The organism is Actinoplanes italicus (genome assembly GCF_003001815.1).
Classification (GTDB): domain Bacteria; phylum Actinomycetota; class Actinomycetes; order Mycobacteriales; family Micromonosporaceae; genus Actinoplanes; species Actinoplanes italicus.
The window spans coordinates 52,796-74,011 of sequence record NZ_PVMZ01000005.1 but is presented as its reverse complement, the minus strand read 5'-3'; the positions used below and the strand labels follow the sequence as shown (position 1 = coordinate 74,011).

Genomic DNA, 21,216 nt, shown 5'->3' with positions numbered 1-21,216 from the left:
CATCTCCGGTACGTTCCGCGGATGCTCAGCAAGCTGCGCCGTCTCGACACGACCGACGTCATCGCCTGGCTCATCGTCGGCGGAATCGTCGTCGCGATCGGCGCGGGCATGGTCCGGGGCGCGATCGACCTGTACGTGGCCGCCGTCGACGACCCGCTGCTCGTCACGGGCTGCATCGCCGTAGCCGTCGCCGTCTACCTTCTCCTCAGCGCGGCTCGTCGAGCCGTCGGCAATACCTGGGAGAAACACACCTCCACCGCGTACGAGGTGGTTCCGGCGGCGCCGCTACCGGCCGGGCTTGCTCCCCGCCGCCCGGACCTCGGGGCCGCCCGGCGGCTCCTGGACGAGCTGACCCCGCTGGACGGCGACGCCGCGCGATTCGGGCTGCGGCGGCTGAGCGACGACCGGCTCGTACTGGACGGACTGTTCCACCACGCCCGCCGCGGCAGCCTGACCGAGCAGCTGCGGATCTTCACCGCGGCGGCGGTCGTGCCCGGCGCTCCGCCCTTGGCGTGCGCCCTGGCGAGCGTGGACCGCAACGGGTACGTGCGGGAGCGGGCGGTGCGCGCGATGGGCCGCCGACCGGTGCCGGAGTTCGTGCCGTTCCTGGTCGAACGCGCGGTCGACGTCGTCGAACCGGTCCGGGTCGCGGCCCTGGACGTGCTGCGCGACCTGGTCGCCACGAAACCGCGGGCGTGCCGGGCGGCGTTGCTGCTCTCGGGCAAACGGGTCGAGCGCCGCGACCACGCCGCCTCCGTGCTGGCGCTGATCGCCACCGTCACCGAGCCGCGGTGACGGCCCGGCCCGCCGGACCCACAGGTCACGGCGGGCCGGGAGGCGGCTATCGCGGGGTGTCGCAGATGATGCAGCGGTATCCACCGCCGAGCCGGGCGACGCCGATGGCGGCGAGCATGCCGAGCCCGGCCCACGCCAGCGCCGAGACGTCCAGGCTGTCGGGCACCACCGTTCCCGTGGCCGCCGGGTCGTTCCTGATCAGCTCCAGCGCGCCGCTGGTCAGAACCGACTTCGCGAGACCGCCGAGTCCCGAGGCCGTGGCGAGCAGCGCCGCGGCCAGATGGGTGGTGCTGACGTAGTACCGCCCGCCGCATCGGCGGCAGGGACTTCTCCGGGAGACATTCGACTGTGCCATGCCGAAACCTTCGTGGCCGCACCCGGCCGGCCACATCGGTGCCTGCCCGGGAACGGAATGCGGGTTTTCCCGCTGACCGCCCACCGGCGGCCTCGTCCGGGTTATCCCTCTTCCGATCCTGCCGCGCGGTCCCCGATCCTGAGCGGCATGCATCCGGTTCGCGGCGTACGCGGCCCGCTGGTCGTCCTGGTGGCCACGGGCTACGCGGTGTGGCTGGAACTGCCGGCGGTGGGCACCCCGTACCTGCTGACCTCGGTGGTGTTCGCGACGGTCGGTGTCGGGCTGGTGGTCACCGGAGTGCTGCTCGGCACGGAGCCCGGGCAGCGGCCCAACGCCCGGCTCTTCGTCGCAGCCGGGCTGCTCTGGCTGTCGAACGACCTCGGCGCGCGGATGACCGGGCCGTTCCCGGCACTGACCGTCCTGGTCCGGCCACTCGACGAACTCCTGCTGATGGTGATCCTGCTGCGCTATCCCGGCGTGCGGATCACCGACCGGATCAGCCGGATCGCCGTGATCACCGGGTGCGTCGCGCTGCTTGTCCCGCACTACGCGGGCAACCTGGTCTGGAACCCGGACGAGGCCGGTTTTCCCGACACGTTCTGGTGGCCCACGATCGTCACGGCGATGTCGGCGGCCAGGGCCATCACCACGGTGTACGCGATCGTCGCGATCCTGCTGCCCGCCGTGCTGGTCGGCCTGATCATCCGGCGGTACACGACCAGCCGTGGCCTGGCGCGGCGCGAACTGCGGCCGGTGCTCGCTGCGGCTGTCGCGGTCGCGCTGGCCTATGTCGTCACGCAGTCGGTGCTGCTCGCCGAGAGTTCCAACGATCTTGACGCGGCCCTCGCCACCCCGCAGAACCTGCTGCTGCTGGCCGTGCCGATCGCCTTCGGGGCCGCCGCGGTACGCCGATGGCTGGACCGCAGCGCCGTCGCCGACCTCGTGATGAGCATCCCGCAACCGGCCGATCTCGACACGGTTCGCGACGCGCTGCGGCAGGTGCTGCTGGATCCGTCGCTCGCGGTGTACGTGTGGCTGCCGGAGCGGCGGCTGTACACCGACGGCGACGCCACCTACGAGCAGCCACCGGAGGCCGGCCGGATACGCCGGGACCTCGCCGACGCGCGGGGCGAGCCGCTGGCCACGGTGCTGCTGGAACCGGCGCTCGACCGCCGTACCGACCTGGTCGACGCCGCACTGCGCGCCGCCGCACTGAGCCTGGAGAACGCCCGCCTGCACGCCGACCTGCTCGACCGGCTCCAGGAGCTGGAACGGTCCCGGACCCGCATCGTCGAGGCCGGGATCACCGAACGCCGCCGGGTCGAACGGGACCTGCACGACGGCGCCCAGCAGCGCCTGCTGGCCCTGGCCGCCACCATCGGCCGGGCCCACGCCGCCGCCGATCCGGCGACGCGGGCCGTGCTCGGCCAGGCGCGCACCGAACTGCGGGCGGCGCTGAAGGAGCTGCGTGACCTGGCCCGCGGGATCCACCCGGCGGTCCTGGAGCAGGTGGGCCTGGGCGCGGCCGTCGAGGCGGTGACCGAGTCGCTGCCACTCGCGGTCGACGTGGAGATCGACACCGCCGGGCGGTTGCCCCCGATGGTGGAGACGGCCGTCTACTTCGTCGTCTGCGAAGCGCTGGCCAACGTGGTGAAGCATGCCAGAGCCCGCCGTGCCGGGGTCGCGCTCCGGCGTACCACATCAGGGGTTGATCTGGTCGTCTCGGACGACGGCGCCGGGGGTGCGCGGGTGACCCCGGGCGGAGGCCTCGCAGGGCTGGCCGACCGGGTGGCGGCCCTCAACGGCCGATTGCACGTCGACAGCTCACCCGGCTGCGGCACCCGACTCACCCTGGAGCTGCCATGCGAGTCGTGATCTGTGACGATTCAGCCCTGTTCCGCGGCGGTCTCGCCCGGCTGCTGACCGAGATCGGCGTCGAGGTGGCCGCCGAGGCGGGGGACGCCACCGACCTCGACCGCAGGGTCGCCGAGACCGCGCCGGACGCCGTGATCCTCGACATCCGGATGCCGCCGACCTTCACCGACGAGGGTCTCACCGCGGCCGCACGGCTGCGCCGCGCCCACCCGCGGGTCGGGGTCCTGGTGTTGTCGACCTACGGCGAGACCGGCTACGCGGTACGGCTGCTCGACCTCGGCGGCAGCGTCGGCTACCTGCTCAAGGACCGGGTCGACGACGCCGAGGCCGTGCGTGACGCGGTCGGACGGGTAGCCGCCGGTGAGATCGTCGTCGACCCGGAGATCGTCACCCGGCTACTGCACCGCCATCGCCACGCCGAACTGCTCCGCGGTCTCACCGAACGTGAGCAGGCCGTCCTCGCGTACATGGCCGAGGGCCGCTCCAACGCCGCGATCGCCGGCCGGCTCTACCTGGCGCCGAAGACCGTCGAGGGCCACATCGCCATGATCCTCAGCAAGCTCCAGCTGGAACGGGCCAAGGACGACAACCGCCGTGTCCTGGCGGTCCTGACCTGGCTGCGCGGGAACGGCTGACCGGCCGAATTCATTCACCGGTGATGATGGCGGTTGCCGGATCCACACCGACACTCAGGCCATGACGGACCTGCAAACCCGATTCCTGACGGTACGGCAGGCGGCGTTCATCGGTGTCGGCGCAATGGTCGGCGCGGGGATCTTCGCCCTGCTCGGCGCGGCCGGTGAGGTGGCCGGCGCGGCCGTGTGGCTGTCGTTCCTGATCGCCGGTGTCATCGCGGCGCTCCAGGGCTACTCGTTCGCCAGGCTCGGCGCCCGCTACCCCTCCGCGGGAGGCCTCCTCGAATACGTGACCAGGGGTTTCGGGCCGGGGCACGTCACCGGTGTCACCGCGTGGCTGACGTACGCGGCCAACGCCATCGTCACCGCGATGGTGGCCGTCTCCTTCGGCAGCTACGCCAGTGCCATGTTCACCGGCGAGAACGCCGTCTGGGCGAAGGCCTTCGCCGTGCTGATCATCGTGGTGATGACCGTGGTGAACATCGCCGGTTCGACGCTCGTCGCCCGGGCGCAGACTGTGATCGTCTACCTGGTGCTCGGGATCCTCGTGGTGTTCGCCCTGGTCACGCTCGCCAACATGGATCCGTCGCTGCTGGCCTTCTCCGGCTACCCGTCGTTCCGCGACATCATCTCCAGCGTCGCGCTCACCTTCTTCGCGTTCCTCGGCTTCGGCATCATCACCTTCACGGCCAAGGATCTGAAGCAGCCGGCCCGGCAGCTGCCCAAGGCGATGTACCTGGCCCTGGTCATCGCCACGGTCATCTACGTCGCCATCGCGCTGGGGGTCTTCGGCACCCTGACGGTCGACCAGGTGATCGAGTCCGGCGACACGGCACTGGCCGTCGCCGCGCAGCCGTCGCTGGGCGACGCCGGCTACTGGCTGATGGCGATCACCGCGCTGTTCGCCACTGCGGGCGCCACCAACGCGGGCCTGTACCCGGCGGCCGGCCTGTCCGACCGGCTCGCCGAGACCGGGCAGTTCCCCGGGCTGATGGCCCGGCGCCTCGGCGGCCGCGCCTCGGTCGGCCTGCTGATCCAGGCGGCGGCCTGCGTGCTGCTGGCGGCGTTCTTCGACCTGGACGCTATCGCCTCGATCGGTAGCGCCGTGGCCCTGCTCATCTTCACCTTCATCACCGCAGCCCACTTCCGGGTCCGCTCCGAGACCGGCGCCAGCGCCGCGATCCTGACCCTCGCCATCGGCTCGGCGGCCATCGTGCTGCTGACCTTCACCTTCACCACGCTCATCCACGAACCGGCCTCACTGGTCACCCTTGCCGGGGTGCTGGTGCTGAGCATCGCGCTCGAACTGGGCTGGCGCCGCCGATCAGGGAGTAGAACATGAACGGTCTGCTGATGTGGGGACTCGTCCTGCCGGTGCTGCTGGTGGTCGCGGGCGTGCTCGTCTGGCTCCGCAAGCGCAACGGGCCACGCTGACCCGGTGGCGTCACTCCTCGCCGTCGTCCTCGTCGTCCTCGTCCTTCGGTTTCGGAGGCTTGACCTTCTTCTCGGCCGGGGCCGGTTTGGCCGGCTCGGCCTTCGCGGGCTTCGGTGCGGACGCGGTCAGCGGGGCGGTCTGTGCCACCGACAGAGTGATCCGGCATTCGGTGTCGTCGAGCTTGAAGTGGCCGGGCGGGGTGTTCGAACCCCGGTAGGTGCCGCGCACGACCGCGGTGTGGTCGTGACCCGGCGCGAGTTCGGCGACCCGGGCGGCGACCGTCCGGCCGCTCTGCCGCCAGCGGCCCGGGGTTCCGCCTGCCAGCCGGTGATCGGCGGCCAGGGTGAAGGTCAGCGACGAGGCCGGGATGGGCACCTGCCCGGAGTTCGCCACGTTGACCTTGGTGGTGAACCGGCCGTCGGCGGCTGCCACGACGAACCCGACCGTGCACTGCGGCCGAGGCGGGGCCGTGCTCGGTGCGGCCGGGACCGGGGCGGCGGCCTGCGCCTGCGTCGTGGGTCCGGGCGAGTCGTCGGGCAGCATCACCGCGCCGGCCGCTCCGGCCGCCACGAGCACGGCCGCACCCATGACGGCGACCCGCCGGGACCGTCGCGGGCCGCCGCCCGGCATGGTGGCCGCCTCGGTCGGCGCCGGCCGGGTGTGCCGCTCCGGTGCGGGGACGGGGGCGGTGCCGGGCGTGCCGGGAAGCGCGAGGATCACCGGGTCGAGGCCGGCCGCCGCGGCCAGTGCCACGGCGGCCTCGGCGGCGGCCGGGCGGCGGGCGGGGTCCTTGGACAGGCAGCGGCGGCACAGGTCGGCCACCTCGGCCGGCAGCCCGGCGATGCGCGGCAGGACGGCCGGCTCCTGGTAGCGGTGGGCCCGCAGCATCTGGGTCGCGGTCGACGCCTCCCACGGCAACCGCCCGGCGAGCGCACGGTAGAGCAGCAGGCCCAGCGCGTACACATCGGTCGACGGGCGTACCACCCCGTGTTCGAGACGCTCGGGCGCCAGATAGGCGGGTGTGCCCAGCAGGTGACCGGTCCGGCGGTCGTCGTCGCCGGACAGCGCTGATATGCCGAAGTCGAGCAGCTTCACCCGGGCGCCGGAGACGACCACGTTGGCCGGTTTCACGTCCCGGTGCACCACGTTGCGGTCGTGGGCGGCGGCCAGTGCCGCGGCGACCTGGGTGCCGATCACGACGGCGGTCTGCCAGGGCAGCGCCCCGGCGGTGAGCAGCTGCGCCAGGGTGCGGCCTTCGGCGACCTCCATGACCAGGTACGGCAGCGTGCCGGCCTCGCCGTAGTCGTACACCTCGACGATGTTGGGGTGTCGCAGCCGGGCGATCGCCCGCGCCTCGGCACGGATGTCGGCCAGCAGCGACCGGTCGCGTGCCAGGCCGGGGGAGAGGACCTTGACCGCCACGTCACGGCCGAGCACCTCGTCGTGGGCACGCCACACCACCGACATGCCGCCGGCGCCGAGCCGGCCGCGCAGCCGGAACCGGCCGTCCATCAGGTCTCCGGGGTTCATCGAGAGCTTCGATGCCCCCATGTACGGGTGCGGAAACGCTCCGATCAGCGTGAGCCTAAGATCACCGGACATGGACAATGTGACGCACGCGCTGATCAGCGTCATGGTCGGTGAGACCGTCCATCGGGCTCTGCCGCCGTCGGCGGTGCTCAGCGACCGCGCCCGCCGGACCGTCGCCATCACCGTCATGGTGGTCGGTGGCAACCTGCCGGACGCGGACGTCCTCTACACCACGTGGGCCGGCACCACGCTGGACTACCTGCTGCACCATCGCGGCCACACCCACACCATCCCCGGCGCGCTCGGCCTGTCGCTGCTGCTCTTCCTGGCCGTACGCCTGTGGTGGTGGCGTCGCAAGATCACGCCGAGACCGGCGGACACCTGGTTCCTCGCCGGGCTGTCGGTGCTGGCGACGCTGCTGCACATCGCCCTCGACCTGACCAACAACTACGGCGTCCACCCGTTCTGGCCGCTCGACAACCGCTGGTACTACGGCGACGCCGTCTTCATCATCGAGCCGCTGCTCTGGGCCTGCTGCTCGGTGCTTCTGTTCGTGCTGCCCAGCCGTACCTGGCGCATCCTGATCGCCCTGGTGCTGACGGCTGGACTCGGCCTGAGCTGGTTCAGCGGGTTCGTGCCGCTGTCGATGGCCGCCCTGCTGACCGTGCTGACCGCGGGGCTCGCGGCGGCGAGCCGGTTCGCGCCGCCGCGGGTGGCGCTGGCTGCCGGTGTCGCCGCCTGGCTGGCGCTGACCGCGACGTTCGTGATCACTTCGAGGACCGCGGAGAGCCGCTTCGAGGCGCTGCTCACCGACTACTTCCCGCAGACCCGCACCCTCGACGTAGTCCTGACGCCGATGCCCGCCGACCCGCTGTGCCGTGAGGTGCTGGCCGTCCAGCGGTCCGGCGACCAGTACGTCGTGCGCCGCGCGTTCCACTCCCTGACGCCCGGGTGGATCCCGGCCCGCCGGTGCGCCGAGATGTACCCGGGCGGCACTCCCGACCCGACCGCCCGGCTCACCCCGATCGCTCAGCCGTCCACCGACGAGGTGAACTGGGCCGGCGAGCTGACGATCCCCGCGACCCTGCTGGCCGATCTCGGCTCCGAGTACTGCGCCGTCGGCGCGTTGCTCCAGTTCGCCCGGGCGCCGTGGGTCGTGCCGAAGGGCGACGGCTGGATCGTCGGCGACCTGCGCTTCGACCGCGAGCCGGGACTCGGGCTGGCCGAGGTCGAGGTCGGCCCGGGCCAGGACGAGTGCCCCCGTCTGCCGGCGCCGTGGGTGCCGCCGCGGGAAGACCTGCTCGACTGACCGGTCAGCCCTTCCCGTCGAGGAAGGCCCCGACATCGGTGGCGATCTGGTCGGGGTATTCGCCGTTGATCGCGTGCGAGGCGTCGGGATAGGTCTTCACCGTGGCCGCCGGCAGCACGTCCCCGGCGTACGCGGCTGCTGCGGCGGCGTCGTGCATCCGGGACTTCCCGGCCAGCAGCACCAGGGCCGGCGGTTCGAGGCGGCCGAGCCGGTCCCGGTCCGGCCGGGTGGGTGCGGACAACTTCATCACGTACGCCTGAAGCCCCTGCTCGATCATGTCGGCGACAGGGACGTCCTCGACCGGTGCGTCGTTCGCGGTCCAGCTCGCGAAGTCGTCGCGCCATGAGCGCGGCGCCCACCGTACGCTAACCGGAATCGATCGCAGGATCACCGCTGCCGACAGGTCCGCGAAGGTCAGCACAGGGTCCAGCACGATGACGCCGGCCACCTTCGCGGGCTGGTGCAGGGCCAGGTTCATCGCCGTCCACCCACCGAACGACAGGCCGAACAGGTGGAACCGCGGCTCGGGCAGTGCCAGGAGCACCTCGTGCAGCCACCGCGCGTGGTCGGCGTCGCCGGTGATGGGGCGTTGCTGGACGCTGAGGCCCGGTTCGCCGAGCAGGTCCACCGTGTAGACGTCGCGCAGCCGGAGCAGTGACGGCAGGTTGTCGGCCCACACCGGGGACGCCGAGGCGCGCCCGGGCAGCAGCAGCAGCGGTGCGGCATCCGGCTCGCCGGTGCCGTCGAAGTGGTAGACGCGCACGACGCCGTACCCGGTACGGATGTCGAGTGTGCGATCCGGGGCCGGCAGTTCCGCCATCGCCTCGCGATAGGTGGCGAGGAACCGGTCGTGCGCCGCGGCCGAGGTGAAGTAGCCGACCGGTGCCGGGTCGCGCAGCGCGTAGGCGCCGCTGGCCAGCAGGACCATGAGGACGGTCCCCGCCCAGAGGAGCGGGCGGCGGCGCCGGCGCAGCCAGTTTCCGATCTTCCGTGCCGTCGTCCTAACCATACGGTCAGACTACTGACCACGCGGTAGATTTTCCAACCGAGCGGTTATCGGTACGGTGGTGCGGTGCCCGCGAAACCTCTGACCCTCACCGAGCAGGCCCGCCGTGCCCAGCTCATCGGCGTGACCATCGACCTGATCGCCCGGCACGGCTATGCCGGCACGTCACTGGCCCGGATAGCCGAGGCTGCGGGCATCTCGAAGGCCGCCGTGCTGTACCACTTCCCGTCGAAGGACGCCGTGGTCCGGGCCGCCTACGACTCGGTGCTGGAGGGTCTGACCGCACGCGTCGGAGCGGCCGTCGCAGCCCAGTCGGGTGCCGCTGCGGTCGAGGCGTACATCCGCTCGATGGTCGGCTACCTGGCCGAGAATCCGGCGCACACCCGCATGATCGTCGAGGCGATCGTGGAGGCTCCGGCTGTCGACGACACCCCGGGCGCCCCGAGCCGGCGGCAGTCGGTGGCGGCACTGATCGCCGCGGCCCGTGACGCCGGTGACTACCGGGCCGACGTCGACCCCGGGTTGACCGCGGTGATCATGAACGGAGCCCTGGACGCGATCGTCTCGGAAAGCCTCACGGATCCCGCCTTCGACACCGCGGCCGCCGCCGGGTACCTGATCGACCTCCTGCGCCGCACTCTGCGATAGGTGACGGTCAGGCCGCCACGATCGAGCGGGGCTCGTGCCAGGCGACACCACCGCCGCCGCTCTCGTAGTGGCGCAGGTGCACCTCCTGCATCGAGACGGCGTTGCGGACCTCGGCGAAGAGCAGGTCTACGGCGAGCGCCCCGTGCTGCTCGTCGGCCGCCCTGGACGTCTGGACCGTGCCCTGGATGACGAAGGCGGCCAGCGCGATCGGGACGGCGCCCAGAGCTGCCGTCATCGCGAGGTTGCGATCGCCGATGCGTGGCTTCTTCACGGCTCACTTCATCGGCGGAATCCCCCGGACCGGAGGTGGCGGGCGGGGAGCCTGCTCACAGCACGAAAACCTGGCCCGTCAGTGCGCCCTCGACCGACCGCACGTAGGCCTGCGCGACCCGGGCCAGGGGAACCGGTTCCATGCCGGGAAAGTAGTCGCCGTAGGTGCCGAGGCTCTCGGTGAAGACCGTGGGGCTGACCGCGTTGATCCGCTGCGGAGCGATCTCGATGGCCGCCGCCCGCACGAACGCCTCCAGGGCGCCGTTGGCCATCGAGGCGGCGCTGCCGGACGGGATCGGCTCGCGGGCCAGCACGCCGCTGATCAGGGTGAAGGATCCGCGTTCGCCGATCCGGGCGAGGCCCTGGCGTACCAGCTCTATCTGGCCGGCGACCTTGCCGCGATAGGCCGCCAGATAGTCCTCGGCGGTCAGCTCGGTGATCGCCTTGAACGGTGTGTGGCCGGCGGTGCTGACGACCGCGTCGACCCGGCCGGCCCGCTCGTACATGGCGCTGACCTGGGCCGGGTCGGTGATGTCGTACCGCAGGTCGCCGCTGCGGCGCGCGACCGCCAGGATGTCGTGGCCGCGAGCGGCAAGTTCCTTGCCAACGTACGTGCCGAGGGTGCCCGTGGCACCGGCGAGAAGAATCCGCATGCCGCTCACGCTAGGTACGGACGCGGCGACGGGGAAATGCCGTTCATGACGCCATCTATGCTTGCCGGTTATGAATGTGGAGCTGCGGCACCTGCGGGCGCTGGTCGCCATCGGTGACGTGGGAACCATCAGCGGCGCGGCGCGACTGCTGCGGATCAGCCAGCCCGCGCTCTCGCGCACCCTCGAGCAGCTGGAGAGCCGCATCGGCACGCCGCTGGTGGAGCGTACGACCCGCCGCCTGGCACTCACCGACGCCGGCCGGGTCCTGCACGAACGCAGCCACGCGATCCTCAACCAGGTCGACGACGCCCTGGCACAGGCCGCCACGGGGCCCCGCCCGCTGCGTGTCGGGTTCGCCTGGGCGCTGCTCGGCGAACGGACGACCGCCGTGCTGCGCGCATGGCGTGAGCGGTTTCCGGAGACTCCGGTCCGGTTGTACCGCCGTGACGACCCCGAGGCGGCGTTGCGTCGCGGAGAGCTGGACATGGCGGTCGTGCGCACGATGCCAGCTCCGGACGGCGATGTGATCGCGGAGGAGTTGTACAGCGAGGACCGCTTGGTCGCCGTGCCGGACGGGCATCCGCTGATGCTGTCCGGCGGTGTGCGCCTGGCGGACCTCGCCGATCACCCGGTGGTCGTCTGTTCCACCGCGGCGACGACGGCGGGATTCTGGGTGCGGGGCCGGCAGCCGCACATCGTCGAGGTGGACGGCGTCGACGAGTGGCTCACCGTGATCGCCATCGGTGAGGCGCTCGGCGTCACCACGGAGGGCACCGGGCACAGCCACCCGCATCCCGGAGTCCGCTATCTGCCCATCACGGACGCCGGAGCGGTGACCGTCCGGCTGCTCCGGCCGCTCGTGCCCACCCACCCGGCAGCCGAGGCGTTCGCCGACCATGCGCGGAAGGCCGTCGGCGGGTCGTGACAGGGCGGGTCGTGACAGGAGCAGTTCCGCCATGCGAAGCTACCCGTCGGTAACATTGTCGGCGGGAAGCGGGCGTGATGACGGATACGACAGAGGTCCACTGGCAGGAACCGTCCGTGCTCGACCCGGGCGTGGTGCGCCAGGCCTGGCGGTCGGCGGAGGCGCTGCACGGGCTGATCTACTTCGCGCCCGAGGCCCACGAGCGCTACGCGGCACTGGGCATCGACGCGCGGTCCGGGTACTTCGCGTCCCGGGCTGCGGCCATGGGACCGGTCGGACCCGCCCCGGTGGTCGCCGCGTTCTTCAACTTCAACCCGGCGCTGGTCGCCCGGGCGCTGCCCGCGGCCTGGGAGCGGACCACACCGGCGGCCGTGCTGGCGGCCCGCACGGAGGCCGCCGGAGCCGCGCTGAGCCGGGCCTTCGGCGGACTGGTCGACACCCCGGAGATCCGCGAGGCGGCCGACCTGGCCCGCCGGGCCGCCGAGTCCGTCGCCGGTAACCCGGAGGGCCGCCCGATCTTCGCCGCGCACGCCGCGCTGCCCTGGCCCGACCACCCCCACCTCGTCCTCTGGCACGCCCAGACGATCCTGCGCGAGTTCCGCGGCGACGGCCACGTGGCCGCCCTGCTGCTGGCCGGACTGACCGGGCTGGAGGCGCTGGTCCTGCACGTCGCCTCCGGCGAGGTGCCGCGCCGGTTCCTGCAGCGCAGCCGCGGCTGGAGCGACGAGCAGTGGGCCGAGGCGGCCGACCGGCTGCGCGGACGCGGACTCGTCGACGGCGACGAGCCCGCCCTGACCGACCGCGGCCGCGCCCAGAGGGCGTGGATCGAGGCGGCCACCGACCGGCTCGCCGCGCCCGCCTACACGGCACTCGGTGTCGACGGTTGCCTGCGCTTCACCGAACTGGCCCGGCCGCTGAGCCGCGCCGTCGTCGCGTCCGGTGCACTGAGGGCCGCCACGGCCGGCTGACCGTTTCCGATGCTCAGCGATCGTGGTGCGAGGCCGGTCGAGAATGGTGTCGGCGATCTCCCAGCCGTTCCAGCGGTCCAGCGTTACTCGGCCGCCTCCTCGCAATTGCCGGCAAGAATGAGCTGGAGGTCAGCCTGAACGAGTTTGGGCAGCTCGCCCGATCGGGCTCAGTTCGGGCTACCGGGATATTTAGCGGGAAGCGATGCCGAACGAGCGACTGCTGGGCCGGCGAGGCCCGTATGGCGGCGCTTTTACGTGCAGCAACATAGCTCATTCGGGCGTATTGATCCCTGTTGCCATGCCTGAGGCGACATGGGACCATCCGATAAGGACGCCCGGTCGAGCCTGGACGGAGAAGCGCAGTGGGATTGGTAGAAGTCGCAGTCCTCACTCTGAGTCAATCCATCGCGAAGACAGCATGCACCGTCTGGTTGGGCGAAAACAAGCTGGCCACACAATTTGGCCACGATGTCATTGACCGCCTGGCTGCAAAAGTCGGTGCGCCGCGCGATCAGCGTCGCTTCGATCGATTCTGGAAGGAATCTGTAGAGCAAGTATCGGAGCAATTAGAGGCCTATATCGACCATGAGTTCGCGGACGTCGAGGAGAACGAACGGGTAGCGGCGATCGAGGCGGTGGGGATGGCGTTCAACTCGGCGTCCCTGACGGAAGCCGACCTCTTTCGTCAGGATCTCGACGCCGGCTACCTGGCGCGATACATACTGGACCGCAATCCGGAGAGAGTGGAAAAGTCCGGTCTGTCCGCCGGCGGCGAGCGTCTTTACGACATGCTGTTGCATGAGAGCTCGGCGTATGCAGTGGAATTTGCGCGAACGCTACCCTCAGCTGGAATCTCGGCCCTTACCGAATTGCTGCGCAGATCATCGCAAATCCTGGACATGCTCGAGGAGGCACTTGTCCAGTTGGCCAACTACCGGGGAGGATCTGATTTCGAGCGGAACTACCGACAGCTTGTCGTCAATAGGCTTGATCAGGTCGAACTCTTTGGGGCAACCCTGTCGAACGTCTCTCAGCGATATCCATTGTCGGTGGCGTATTTAAGCCTGTCGGTTAGCGGGAATGCTGGATTTGGGCTTTCTCAACGTGTGGCTCCTGCCGACGTGAACGTAACCCCTAAAGCCAATACGGCTTTAAGCTCAGTGGAGGATGCTCTACTGCCCTCCCGAAGGTTGTTGATCCGGGGCCAAGCTGGAATCGGAAAAACCACACTGCTCCAGTGGATTGCAGTCCAAAGTGCTCGACGCGCTTTTACGGAACAGTTGGAACGCGCTGGCTGGAACGATACCATCCCATTCTTCGTGCGATTGAGGCGCTATGTCGACTCCGAGTTGCCAACGCCCGCAGGATTCCTGCACGAGGTAGGTAAGCATATCGCGGACGAGATGCCTCCAGGTTGGGTTCACGAACAGCTCCGGAGCGGTCGGGCAGTGGTTCTGATCGATGGGGTAGACGAGCTGCCCAGCGCACGGCGCCGCGACGTCAAGAGATGGCTCGCCGACCTGATCGACGCTTTTCCCCGCGCGCGGTACATAGTAACCTCGCGACCGGCGGCAGCTGCGAAGGATTGGCTGGAGGATGAGAAGTTCCCGTTCGCGGAACTGGAGCCAATGAATCAATCGGATGTGTCAATCTTTGTGACCAGATGGCATGAAGCCGTCGCGAGTCAACGGCTGAGCCCTGAGGAACGCGAAGAACTGGTCGGCTACCGGGACCACCTGATCGGCGCGATCAAGAATCGACGTCACCTTCGCCAACTAGCTGGCTATCCGCTGCTGTGCGCCTTGCTGTGCGCACTCCACCGGGATCGCAAGACTCAACTTCCCGGTAATCGTATGGAACTTTACGACGTAGCTCTTCAGATGCTTCTTGAACGTCGTGACAGTGAGCGCCGGGTAGCGCTGAATGACAAACTCACGCGAACCGAGAAGACCATCCTGTTGCAGGACATAGCTTACTGGTTGATCCGTAATAACGCGTCGGACGCACTACGAACCACAGTAATTGACCGGCTATCGCAGCGGCTCGCCGTGATGCCGCAAATCCAATACTCCCCCGAAGACACATACCACGTCCTGCTGGAGCGCACCGGCCTTCTTCGTGAACAGGTGGAGGGACGTGCCGACTTTATTCATCGGACCTTCCAAGAGTATCTGGCAGCCAAGCAGGCCATGGCGGAACGCGATCTGGGCCATCTTGTTTCAAATGCGCACCTCGACCAATGGCGTGAAGTGGTCGTCATGGCTGCCGGTCACGCCGCTCCCGCTGATCGTTCTGAACTCTTGACGGGACTTCTCACAAGGGCAAGTGGGCAAGAAAGCTACCCAAATCGAGAAGCACTGAATCTGGTGGCATTGGCGTGCCTGGAGACCTCTGCGGAGCGATCACCTGAGTTGGATAAAAGAATTCGCGACGCGGCCGCGAACCTGATACCGCCAAAGACGTCAGATGCCGCGGATTCTTTAGCCAGAGCCGGTACGTTCGCCTTGGATCTCCTGTCGGTGAGCAATCCGGCCAGCAAGGACGAGATCTTGAACAGCATTCGTGCCGCGGTGTCGATCGGAGACCCGGCCGCACTCAGCTTTCTAGGTCGGCTCGCGCGTACTGAAGATGTAGAAGTTTGCTCACTTCTCTATCAAAGCTGGCCCCGATTTGATGCTGAAGAATACGCCCTGATCGTACTGAAGGATTTGCCTCCGCCCGAAGGCGGGCTCATCATCGGAGATCCTTCCTTCGCCACAGCACTCAAGTATCTGAAGGGACTGGAATCGCTGGTCATGGTCGATAGGACTGGACATGTCCCACAACTCGGCATGGACTTTCTCCGCGACATGAGCAGCTTGCGTGTAATCCAAATTTCGGGGTTCACGGTTGCCGAACTACCGCCGATATCGACAACGAGCCTTGAAGAAATCGCTATCACGTTAGACGCCAAGCATCTGATATCTGCGGAGCCTTTGGCGGTGGGGTCGATGCGTCATATTTCGACGCTTCGCTCCCTGGATTTGCTATACCCTTCAGTCGATCTCAGCGCACTGAGCAGCTGCACAAGCTTGAGGAGCCTTACCCTTTGGGGCGTATCGGGTCGAGACATGGCTGACCTGGCCAGTCTCCGAAATCTGAGCCGATTAAAGCTTCTGGGCCTGCGTGATGTGGCTGACTTCGACTTCCTTGCCCCCTGGTCGGCCAATTTGACCGAACTCGAGATTGCCTCCGAATGGTGCGATACGGAAGCCGTCAGTCGACTCAAGGGGTTGAAGAAGCTGCGGATCAATGTCGATGTCCGCCCGAATCTGGCTCCACTGGGTCAGCTTTCAAAACTGGAAGAACTCCACCTGGAAGGGCCTTTTACGTCAGGTGTTGACCTGGCAGACATTCGAACCCTCAAAAGCTTGAAGGAGCTGCACGTACGCTTTGCCAAGTATCTCGATCTTAAACCGCTGGATGTCATCCCGAATCTTCGCGTAACTGTAAGCGCAACAACTGTGCTTCACGGCGGTCAGGCACTGGCGACCCAAAATAGACTGAATCGCATATGACTCGAACGCGTCGACCCCACGTGAGGCAGACATTCGGGTGAGCCTTTTCATCCGGAGCAGGTCGGGTGCTCGACGTCGTGCAGGACGAGGACGGCCTGCACGATCGCAGGCGGGCCAGAGAGAGCAGGGCCACCTGCACGGTCACGACGAAATTGGCTCCGTCATCGAGGTCGCCTGGAGAGAATCGGTTCTTGCAGACGTTTGGGCGGGCCGGACCCCGTTCGTCGCGGGCATAGTGACCGCCGCTGGCCACCGCACCTCCCGGTCCTCCACCGAAAACGCCTCAACGGGTCGACACCGAGTTGGTCGGCGGGGCCCGGTGTACCTGTTAAGGACGGTGAAACGTGCGTCCCGGTCGCCGGATTCAGCCGGTCGTGGTCGAGGTTCCGAGGGGTGTTCCGGCGGTGGGCTCGGGGTGGGCGCTCAGACGCCAGCCGTTACGGCCCGCGGCCTTGACCTCGTACATCGCCGCGTCGGCGCGGCGCAGCAGGCCGGCCTGGTCGGCCGGGCCGTCGCCGACCAGTGCGATGCCGATGCTGGCACCGACCCGCGCCGGCTGCCCGTCGATGACGGCCGGCTCGGCGACGGCCCGGACGATGCGTTCGGCCAGGCGCGCGGCCTCCTCGACCGGCTGTCCGGCGAGGACGACGAACTCGTCGCCGCCGAGACGGCAGACGACGGCGTCCGGGGCCTCGCGGGTCAGCCGTGCCGCGATCTCGCACAGCAGGCGGTCGCCGGCCGCGTGCCCGCGGGTGTCGTTGACGGCCTTGAAGCCGTCCAGGTCGATGAGCAGCAGCGCGCTGTCGGCGCCGGTCGTGGCGTACCGCTGGATCGCCGCGTCGGCGTGGTGGGCGAAGTATGCCCGGTTGGCCAGCCCGGTCAGCTCGTCGTGCCACGCCTGGTGCTGCAGGCGCTCGGCGAGGACCCGGTTCTCGGCCAGCAGCCGGCCGTTCTCGCGCAGCGCGGCGAGCTGGCGGACCGCCACCAGGCACAACAACAGTCCGACCCCGATCACGACCCCCCAGCGGCGCCCGTCCAGGCCCGGTCCGACGACGATGACGAGCAGCCCGAAGGCGGCGGCCGACGCGCCGTACGGCAGCACGCTGAACGGCCGGCGGGCAGCGCCCCGCGACCGCGTCGTGCCCGCGACGGTGACCCGGTACTGGATCAGTGCTCCGGCCAGCGACGACAGCTGGGCCAGCAGTAACAGCGCCGTGGGGGCCATCCGGACCTGGTCGGGGTCGCCGGGCATGCTGGTGGCGACGGCCGTCAGCACGATGCACGCGGCGTAGCAGGCCACCGTCGGCCGGGCGAGCAGTTTCGCGCCGACGAACGCGACCCGTAGCACCCCGAACCCGGCGACCAGGACGGTCACCGGCAGCGCCATGGCCTCCGACAGCGACAGCCATCCGCGAGCGGGTGACCAGCTGTGGCTGACCGTGAAGTACCAGACGAACGAGGCCGCGCCGAGCAGCACGATGCCGGTGTCCAGGCTGACCCGCAGCCGCTCCGCCCCGCTCTGCGCGATCGTCGGGTACCTGAAGACGGCGAACAGCGTGAGCAGGCCGGCCAGCGGATAGATCAGCTGAGCGCCGTACATCGGCACCGCCGGTCCGCCTGCCGCGGTCACGAACATCGCGGTCAGGTCGACCGCCATGCCGATCGTGTACGCCAGCAGCGCGTACACCATGCTGGTCCAGAATCGGGCGGCCGGAGCCGGCAGACCGGGAGCCCGCGCGGTGCGATGGAAGACACAGGTCAGCGCGCTGATCAGCACCAGATCGGCCACGACGATCGCGGGCCGGGCCACCGCGGCCGGCAGCGTCGCGGCTGCGGCCAGTGCCAGGACCGCGGCCACCACCCCGGCCGGCAACAGCGCGTGGACTCCACGCGGCACCGACATGCCGTCAACTCCCCGCCGTCGCGCGATCATCGAGGTGCCCATCGGCATTGGCGCTGCCGATGTGAGCGCCCGTTGTCACCCGGCTCGGGGACCCTCCCGACGTTCCCGGCCCGGGCCGCACCCGTCCTGGCTACGGTCACGGCGATGCACGCGCCGCGCCGCCGAGAGGACGCACACCTTGCCGTTGCAGGTCACCATCGTCACACCCGTGGAAGGCCCGGCCGGTGCGCGGCGGCCGCTGGAACTGCTCGAGTCCGCCCTGACCCGGGCGGGCCTGGACCTGCGGCGTGTCGACGCCGAGGGACGCTACTTCGAGCATCCGGGCATGCTGGCCGATGTCGCCCGGTCCAGTTCGGCGGTCCTCTACGTCCTGCACCTCAACGCGGGGGAGCCGTCCGACGAGAGCGCGGTCCGGGCGGCCGCCGAGTTCGTGCAGTCGGTCCGGACCCACAACGACCGGGTGCCGATCCTGCTCTTCGGCGAGCAGCTGACGGCCCGCAAGGTGCCGCAGTCGGTGCTGTCACGCATCGACGGGGTCGTCAACGCCTACGAGGACACCCCCGACTTCCTGGCCCGCAAGATCAAACGGGAGGCGGGGCACTACCTCGGCCAGCTCGCGCCACCGTTCTTCGCGGCGCTGATGCGCTACGCCAACGACGGTGCCTACTCCTGGCACTGCCCGGGACATTCCGGCGGTACGGCGTTCCTGAAGAGCCCGGTCGGCACGGTCTTCCACGACTTCTTCGGTGAGAACCTGCTGCGCGCCGACGTGTGCAACGCCGTGGAGGAACTGGGGCAGCTGCTCGACCACAGCGGGCCGATCGCCGACAGCGAGCGCCTGGCCGCCCGGACGTTCCGCGCCGACCACCTGTTCTTCGTCACCAACGGCACCTCCACGTCGAACAAGATCGTGTGGAACTCGCTGGTCGGGCCGGGTGACATCGTCGCGGTGGACCGCAACTGCCACAAGTCGATCCTGCACGCCATCGTGCTCACCGGAGCCGTACCGATCTATCTCATGCCGACCCGTAACAAGGCCGGCATCATCGGGCCGATCCCGCGCAGCGAGTTCACCCCCGAGGCACTGCGGGCCAAGATCGACGCCAGCCCGCTGATCGCCGACAAGACCCGGCGGATCCGGCTGCTGGCGCTCACCCAGTCCACCTATGACGGCATCATCTACCGCGCCGACGAGCTGCGCGCGAACCTCGACGGGGTCGTTGACGCGCTGCACTTCGACGAGGCGTGGCTGCCGCACGGCTCCTTCCACGAGTTGTACGAGGGGATGCACGGCGTCGCCAACGATCGCGAACGCACCGGGCGGACCGTCGTCTACGCCACCCAGTCCACCCACAAGCTGCTCGCCGGGCTGTCGCAGGCGTCGCAGATCCTGGTCCAGGACACCTCCGGCGGGCACTTCGACGAGCGGGTCTTCGCGCAGGCGTACCGCATGCACACCTCCACCAGCCCGCAGTACGCCATCATCGCCAGCTGCGACGTGTCGGCCGAGATGATGGCCGGCAAACGCGGCCGCGCCCTGGTCGAGGAGTCGATCACCGAGGCGATGGAGTTCCGCCGCACCGTCATCCGCATCGGCACCGAATGCTCCGGCTGGTGGTTCGGCGTCTGGGGTCCCGACACCCCACCGCGCACCGGGCTGCCCGAACGGTCCGAGTGGGAACTGACCGGCGACGCCGGCTGGCACGGCTTCGAGCAGGTCGACGACGGCTTCACGATGCTCGACCCGATCAAGGTCACGCTCACCATGCCGGGCCTCACGGTCCACGGCGAGTTCAGCACACCGGGAACGCCCAGTATCCCGGGCGTGGTGCTGGCCCGCTACCTGGCCGAGCACGGGGTCGTGGTGGAGAAGACCGGGCTGTACTCGCTGTTCGTGCTGTTCACCATCGGCGTCACCAAGGGCCGCTGGAACTCGCTGGTCGCGGAGCTGCACCGGTTCAAGAGCGCCTACGACGGCAACGCCACCATCGAACGGCTCATGCCGGCCTTCGCGACCGCTTTCCCGATGTACGCCGGACGCGGCCTCCGCGACCTCTGCGACGCCCTGCACGCGACCTACCGTGACGCCGACCTCGCCGAGCTGACCACCGCGATCTACACCGAACCGGTCGAACAGGTGACCACGCCGGCCGAGGCGTGGGCCGCCATGGCCGCCGGGCGCGTCGAGCACGTGCCGGTGGAGAAGCTGGCCGGCCGCACGACCGCGGTGCTGCTCACCCCGTACCCGCCGGGTATTCCGTTGCTGGTCCCGGGGGAGCGGATCAGTGCGTCGATCGTTCGCTTCCTGCGCCACGAGCAGATCCTCGCCGCACGCTGGCCCGGCTTCACGGGCATCACGCACGGCGTCACCGAGGAGACCGACGGCGGGCACCGTACGGTTGCGTGCCTGACCGGCCGATGACGGCCGCGACCTAGTATCGGGATGCATGACGACTCTCGGTGTGGTCTTCCGTCCGCAGAACCCGCCTGAACGCCTCCGATCCGTCGCCCGCGCCGCCGACGAGGCGGGCCTCGAGGAGCTGTGGCTCTGGGAGGACTGCTTCCTGGAGAGCGGCATCGCCGCCATGACCGCCGCCCTGGCCTGGACCGAGCGGCTGAAGGTCGGCATCGGCCTGCTGCCGGTGCCGTTCCGCAACGTCGCCGTGATGGGCATGGAGGCCGCCACGCTGCAGCGGCTCTTCCCGGACCGGGCGATCATCACGCTCGGCCACGGCGTCCAGGACTGGATGGGTCAGGTCGGCGCACGGGTCGACTCACCGATGACCCTGCTGCGCGAGCACATCGAGGCGTTGAAGGCGCTGCTGGCCGGCGAGACCGTCACGACCACGGGCCGCTACGTGCAGCTCGACAAGGTCAAGCTCGACTACCCGCCGCTGGGAACGACTCCCGTTTACGCGGGTGCGACCGGCCCCAAGACCCGCGCGCTGGCCTGCGAGGTCGCCGACGGCATCCTGCTGACGGCCGGGACCTACGCGCACGAGGTCGCGGCCGTCAGGGAGGCGGCGAAAGCCATCACGGTGTACGTGTACGCGGCCACCGGGCCCGACGCGGCCGAGCGGATGGCCCGTGAGCTGGAGTCCTGGGGTGAGTCGGAGCGGACCGACACCACGGCGGTCGGTGATGCCGCCGCCGTGGCAGCCGTCGTGAAGCGCTACCAGGCCGCCGGCGCGGACGCCGTCATCCTGCAGCCCACCGCCGACGAACCGGACCTCGAGGGCTTCGTGCGGTTCGTCGCGCAGGATGTCCGCGCCCTGGTCTGAACCGGGCCGGCTGGACCATGAACTCCGGCAGTGCCGGTGGACCCACCTCGCCGGGATGATCGCCCCTGCCG

Annotated in this window: 17 protein-coding genes; 11 read left to right on the top strand and 6 right to left on the bottom strand. The window is 69.4% G+C overall.

From position 1 onward, the window contains the following. Window positions 1–21 precede the first annotated feature (21 nt). Window positions 22–795: a hypothetical protein gene (locus tag CLV67_RS14220; RefSeq protein ID WP_106318376.1), complete on the top strand. Its 774-nt coding sequence runs from the start codon at window positions 22–24 to the stop codon at window positions 793–795. Window positions 796–841: 46 nt separating this feature from the next. On the opposite strand, the gene CLV67_RS51060 is transcribed toward CLV67_RS14220, so the two are convergent. Next, complete coding sequence (locus tag CLV67_RS51060) at window positions 842–1,150, bottom strand: hypothetical protein (protein WP_146169124.1); 309 nt, start codon at window positions 1,148–1,150, stop codon at window positions 842–844. Window positions 1,151–1,297: 147 nt separating this feature from the next. Between CLV67_RS51060 and CLV67_RS14215 the strand changes: the two genes are divergently transcribed. From CLV67_RS14215 to CLV67_RS14205, 3 genes are all read left to right on the top strand, one after another. Continuing rightward, window positions 1,298–3,025, top strand: a complete 1,728-nt coding sequence (locus CLV67_RS14215; RefSeq protein ID WP_170153851.1) for a sensor histidine kinase — start codon at window positions 1,298–1,300, stop codon at window positions 3,023–3,025. Beyond that, on the top strand, window positions 3,013–3,660 hold the full coding sequence (locus CLV67_RS14210) for a response regulator transcription factor (RefSeq protein WP_106318372.1): 648 nt from the start codon (window positions 3,013–3,015) through the stop codon (window positions 3,658–3,660). Before CLV67_RS14215 ends, CLV67_RS14210 begins: the two co-directional genes overlap by 13 nt. Before the next feature lie 61 nt (window positions 3,661–3,721). After that, a complete protein-coding gene (locus CLV67_RS14205; RefSeq protein ID WP_106318370.1) occupies window positions 3,722–5,002 on the top strand; it encodes an APC family permease in 1,281 nt (426 codons plus the stop codon). A gap of 102 nt (window positions 5,003–5,104) precedes the next feature. Here CLV67_RS14205 and CLV67_RS52680 read toward each other — a convergent pair whose 3' ends face one another. Further along, window positions 5,105–6,625 carry a serine/threonine-protein kinase gene (locus CLV67_RS52680; RefSeq protein ID WP_203737016.1) on the bottom strand — a complete coding sequence of 507 codons (1,521 nt, stop codon included), beginning with the start codon at window positions 6,623–6,625 and terminating at the stop codon, window positions 5,105–5,107. A 70-nt stretch (window positions 6,626–6,695) separates the two neighbouring features. Here CLV67_RS52680 and CLV67_RS14195 point away from each other — a divergent pair, with 70 nt between their 5' ends. Beyond that, the gene (locus CLV67_RS14195; RefSeq protein ID WP_170153850.1) at window positions 6,696–7,934 is read left to right on the top strand and encodes a metal-dependent hydrolase; all 1,239 of its coding nucleotides are present in this window, start codon (window positions 6,696–6,698) and stop codon (window positions 7,932–7,934) included. Between the two features lie 4 nt (window positions 7,935–7,938). Here the strand turns inward: CLV67_RS14195 and CLV67_RS14190 are convergent, their stop codons facing one another. Continuing rightward, complete coding sequence (locus tag CLV67_RS14190; protein WP_106318365.1) at window positions 7,939–8,943, bottom strand: alpha/beta fold hydrolase; 1,005 nt, start codon at window positions 8,941–8,943, stop codon at window positions 7,939–7,941. Between the two features lie 63 nt (window positions 8,944–9,006). Here CLV67_RS14190 and CLV67_RS14185 point away from each other — a divergent pair, with 63 nt between their 5' ends. Continuing rightward, a complete protein-coding gene (locus tag CLV67_RS14185; RefSeq protein WP_106318363.1) occupies window positions 9,007–9,588 on the top strand; it encodes a TetR/AcrR family transcriptional regulator in 582 nt (193 codons plus the stop codon). A 7-nt stretch (window positions 9,589–9,595) separates the two neighbouring features. On the opposite strand, the gene CLV67_RS14180 is transcribed toward CLV67_RS14185, so the two are convergent. Both CLV67_RS14180 and CLV67_RS14175 read right to left on the bottom strand, forming a co-directional pair. Continuing rightward, the gene (locus tag CLV67_RS14180; protein WP_106318361.1) at window positions 9,596–9,859 is read right to left on the bottom strand and encodes a hypothetical protein; all 264 of its coding nucleotides are present in this window, start codon (window positions 9,857–9,859) and stop codon (window positions 9,596–9,598) included. A gap of 55 nt (window positions 9,860–9,914) precedes the next feature. Next, window positions 9,915–10,511: a short chain dehydrogenase gene (locus CLV67_RS14175; protein ID WP_106319070.1), complete on the bottom strand. Its 597-nt coding sequence runs from the start codon at window positions 10,509–10,511 to the stop codon at window positions 9,915–9,917. Window positions 10,512–10,581: 70 nt separating this feature from the next. On the opposite strand from CLV67_RS14175, the gene CLV67_RS14170 reads away from it, so the two are divergent. The 3 genes from CLV67_RS14170 (at window position 10,582) to CLV67_RS14160 (ending at window position 15,961) form a co-directional block, all read left to right on the top strand. Beyond that, window positions 10,582–11,436: a LysR family transcriptional regulator gene (locus CLV67_RS14170; protein WP_106318359.1), complete on the top strand. Its 855-nt coding sequence runs from the start codon at window positions 10,582–10,584 to the stop codon at window positions 11,434–11,436. A gap of 77 nt (window positions 11,437–11,513) precedes the next feature. After that, entirely contained in the window at window positions 11,514–12,404 is an 891-nt protein-coding gene (locus CLV67_RS14165; protein ID WP_106318357.1) for an SCO6745 family protein, read from the top strand. Between the two features lie 362 nt (window positions 12,405–12,766). Further along, window positions 12,767–15,961 carry an NACHT domain-containing protein gene (locus CLV67_RS14160; protein ID WP_106318355.1) on the top strand — a complete coding sequence of 1,065 codons (3,195 nt, stop codon included), beginning with the start codon at window positions 12,767–12,769 and terminating at the stop codon, window positions 15,959–15,961. Between the two features lie 364 nt (window positions 15,962–16,325). Here the strand turns inward: CLV67_RS14160 and CLV67_RS14155 are convergent, their stop codons facing one another. Further along, on the bottom strand, window positions 16,326–17,864 hold the full coding sequence (locus CLV67_RS14155) for a GGDEF domain-containing protein (RefSeq protein ID WP_170153849.1): 1,539 nt from the start codon (window positions 17,862–17,864) through the stop codon (window positions 16,326–16,328). 178 nt (window positions 17,865–18,042) lie between these two features. On the opposite strand from CLV67_RS14155, the gene CLV67_RS14150 reads away from it, so the two are divergent. Together CLV67_RS14150 and CLV67_RS14145 are read left to right on the top strand one after the other, a co-directional pair. Next, window positions 18,043–20,286: an Orn/Lys/Arg family decarboxylase gene (locus tag CLV67_RS14150; protein ID WP_203737018.1), complete on the top strand. Its 2,244-nt coding sequence runs from the start codon at window positions 18,043–18,045 to the stop codon at window positions 20,284–20,286. A gap of 25 nt (window positions 20,287–20,311) precedes the next feature. Beyond that, complete coding sequence (locus CLV67_RS14145) at window positions 20,312–21,145, top strand: LLM class flavin-dependent oxidoreductase (RefSeq protein WP_106318351.1); 834 nt, start codon at window positions 20,312–20,314, stop codon at window positions 21,143–21,145. The last annotated feature ends 71 nt before the right edge of the window (window positions 21,146–21,216 follow it).

Bases quoted from the DNA above. Each gene is read 5' to 3' on its own strand.
- CLV67_RS14220 (WP_106318376.1), top strand. From the start codon at position 22: ATGCTCAGCAAGCTGCGCCGTCTCGACACGACCGACGTCATCGCCTGG.
- CLV67_RS51060 (WP_146169124.1), bottom strand. From the start codon at position 1,150: ATGGCACAGTCGAATGTCTCCCGGAGAAGTCCCTGCCGCCGATGCGGC.
- CLV67_RS14215 (WP_170153851.1), top strand. From the start codon at position 1,298: ATGCATCCGGTTCGCGGCGTACGCGGCCCGCTGGTCGTCCTGGTGGCC.
- CLV67_RS14210 (WP_106318372.1), top strand. From the start codon at position 3,013: ATGCGAGTCGTGATCTGTGACGATTCAGCCCTGTTCCGCGGCGGTCTC.
- CLV67_RS14205 (WP_106318370.1), top strand. From the start codon at position 3,722: ATGACGGACCTGCAAACCCGATTCCTGACGGTACGGCAGGCGGCGTTC.
- CLV67_RS52680 (WP_203737016.1), bottom strand. From the start codon at position 6,625: ATGAACCCCGGAGACCTGATGGACGGCCGGTTCCGGCTGCGCGGCCGG.
- CLV67_RS14195 (WP_170153850.1), top strand. From the start codon at position 6,696: ATGGACAATGTGACGCACGCGCTGATCAGCGTCATGGTCGGTGAGACC.
- CLV67_RS14190 (WP_106318365.1), bottom strand. From the start codon at position 8,943: ATGGTTAGGACGACGGCACGGAAGATCGGAAACTGGCTGCGCCGGCGC.
- CLV67_RS14175 (WP_106319070.1), bottom strand. From the start codon at position 10,511: ATGCGGATTCTTCTCGCCGGTGCCACGGGCACCCTCGGCACGTACGTT.
- CLV67_RS14170 (WP_106318359.1), top strand. From the start codon at position 10,582: ATGAATGTGGAGCTGCGGCACCTGCGGGCGCTGGTCGCCATCGGTGAC.
- CLV67_RS14165 (WP_106318357.1), top strand. From the start codon at position 11,514: ATGACGGATACGACAGAGGTCCACTGGCAGGAACCGTCCGTGCTCGAC.
- CLV67_RS14155 (WP_170153849.1), bottom strand. From the start codon at position 17,864: ATGTCGGTGCCGCGTGGAGTCCACGCGCTGTTGCCGGCCGGGGTGGTG.
- CLV67_RS14145 (WP_106318351.1), top strand. From the start codon at position 20,312: ATGACGACTCTCGGTGTGGTCTTCCGTCCGCAGAACCCGCCTGAACGC.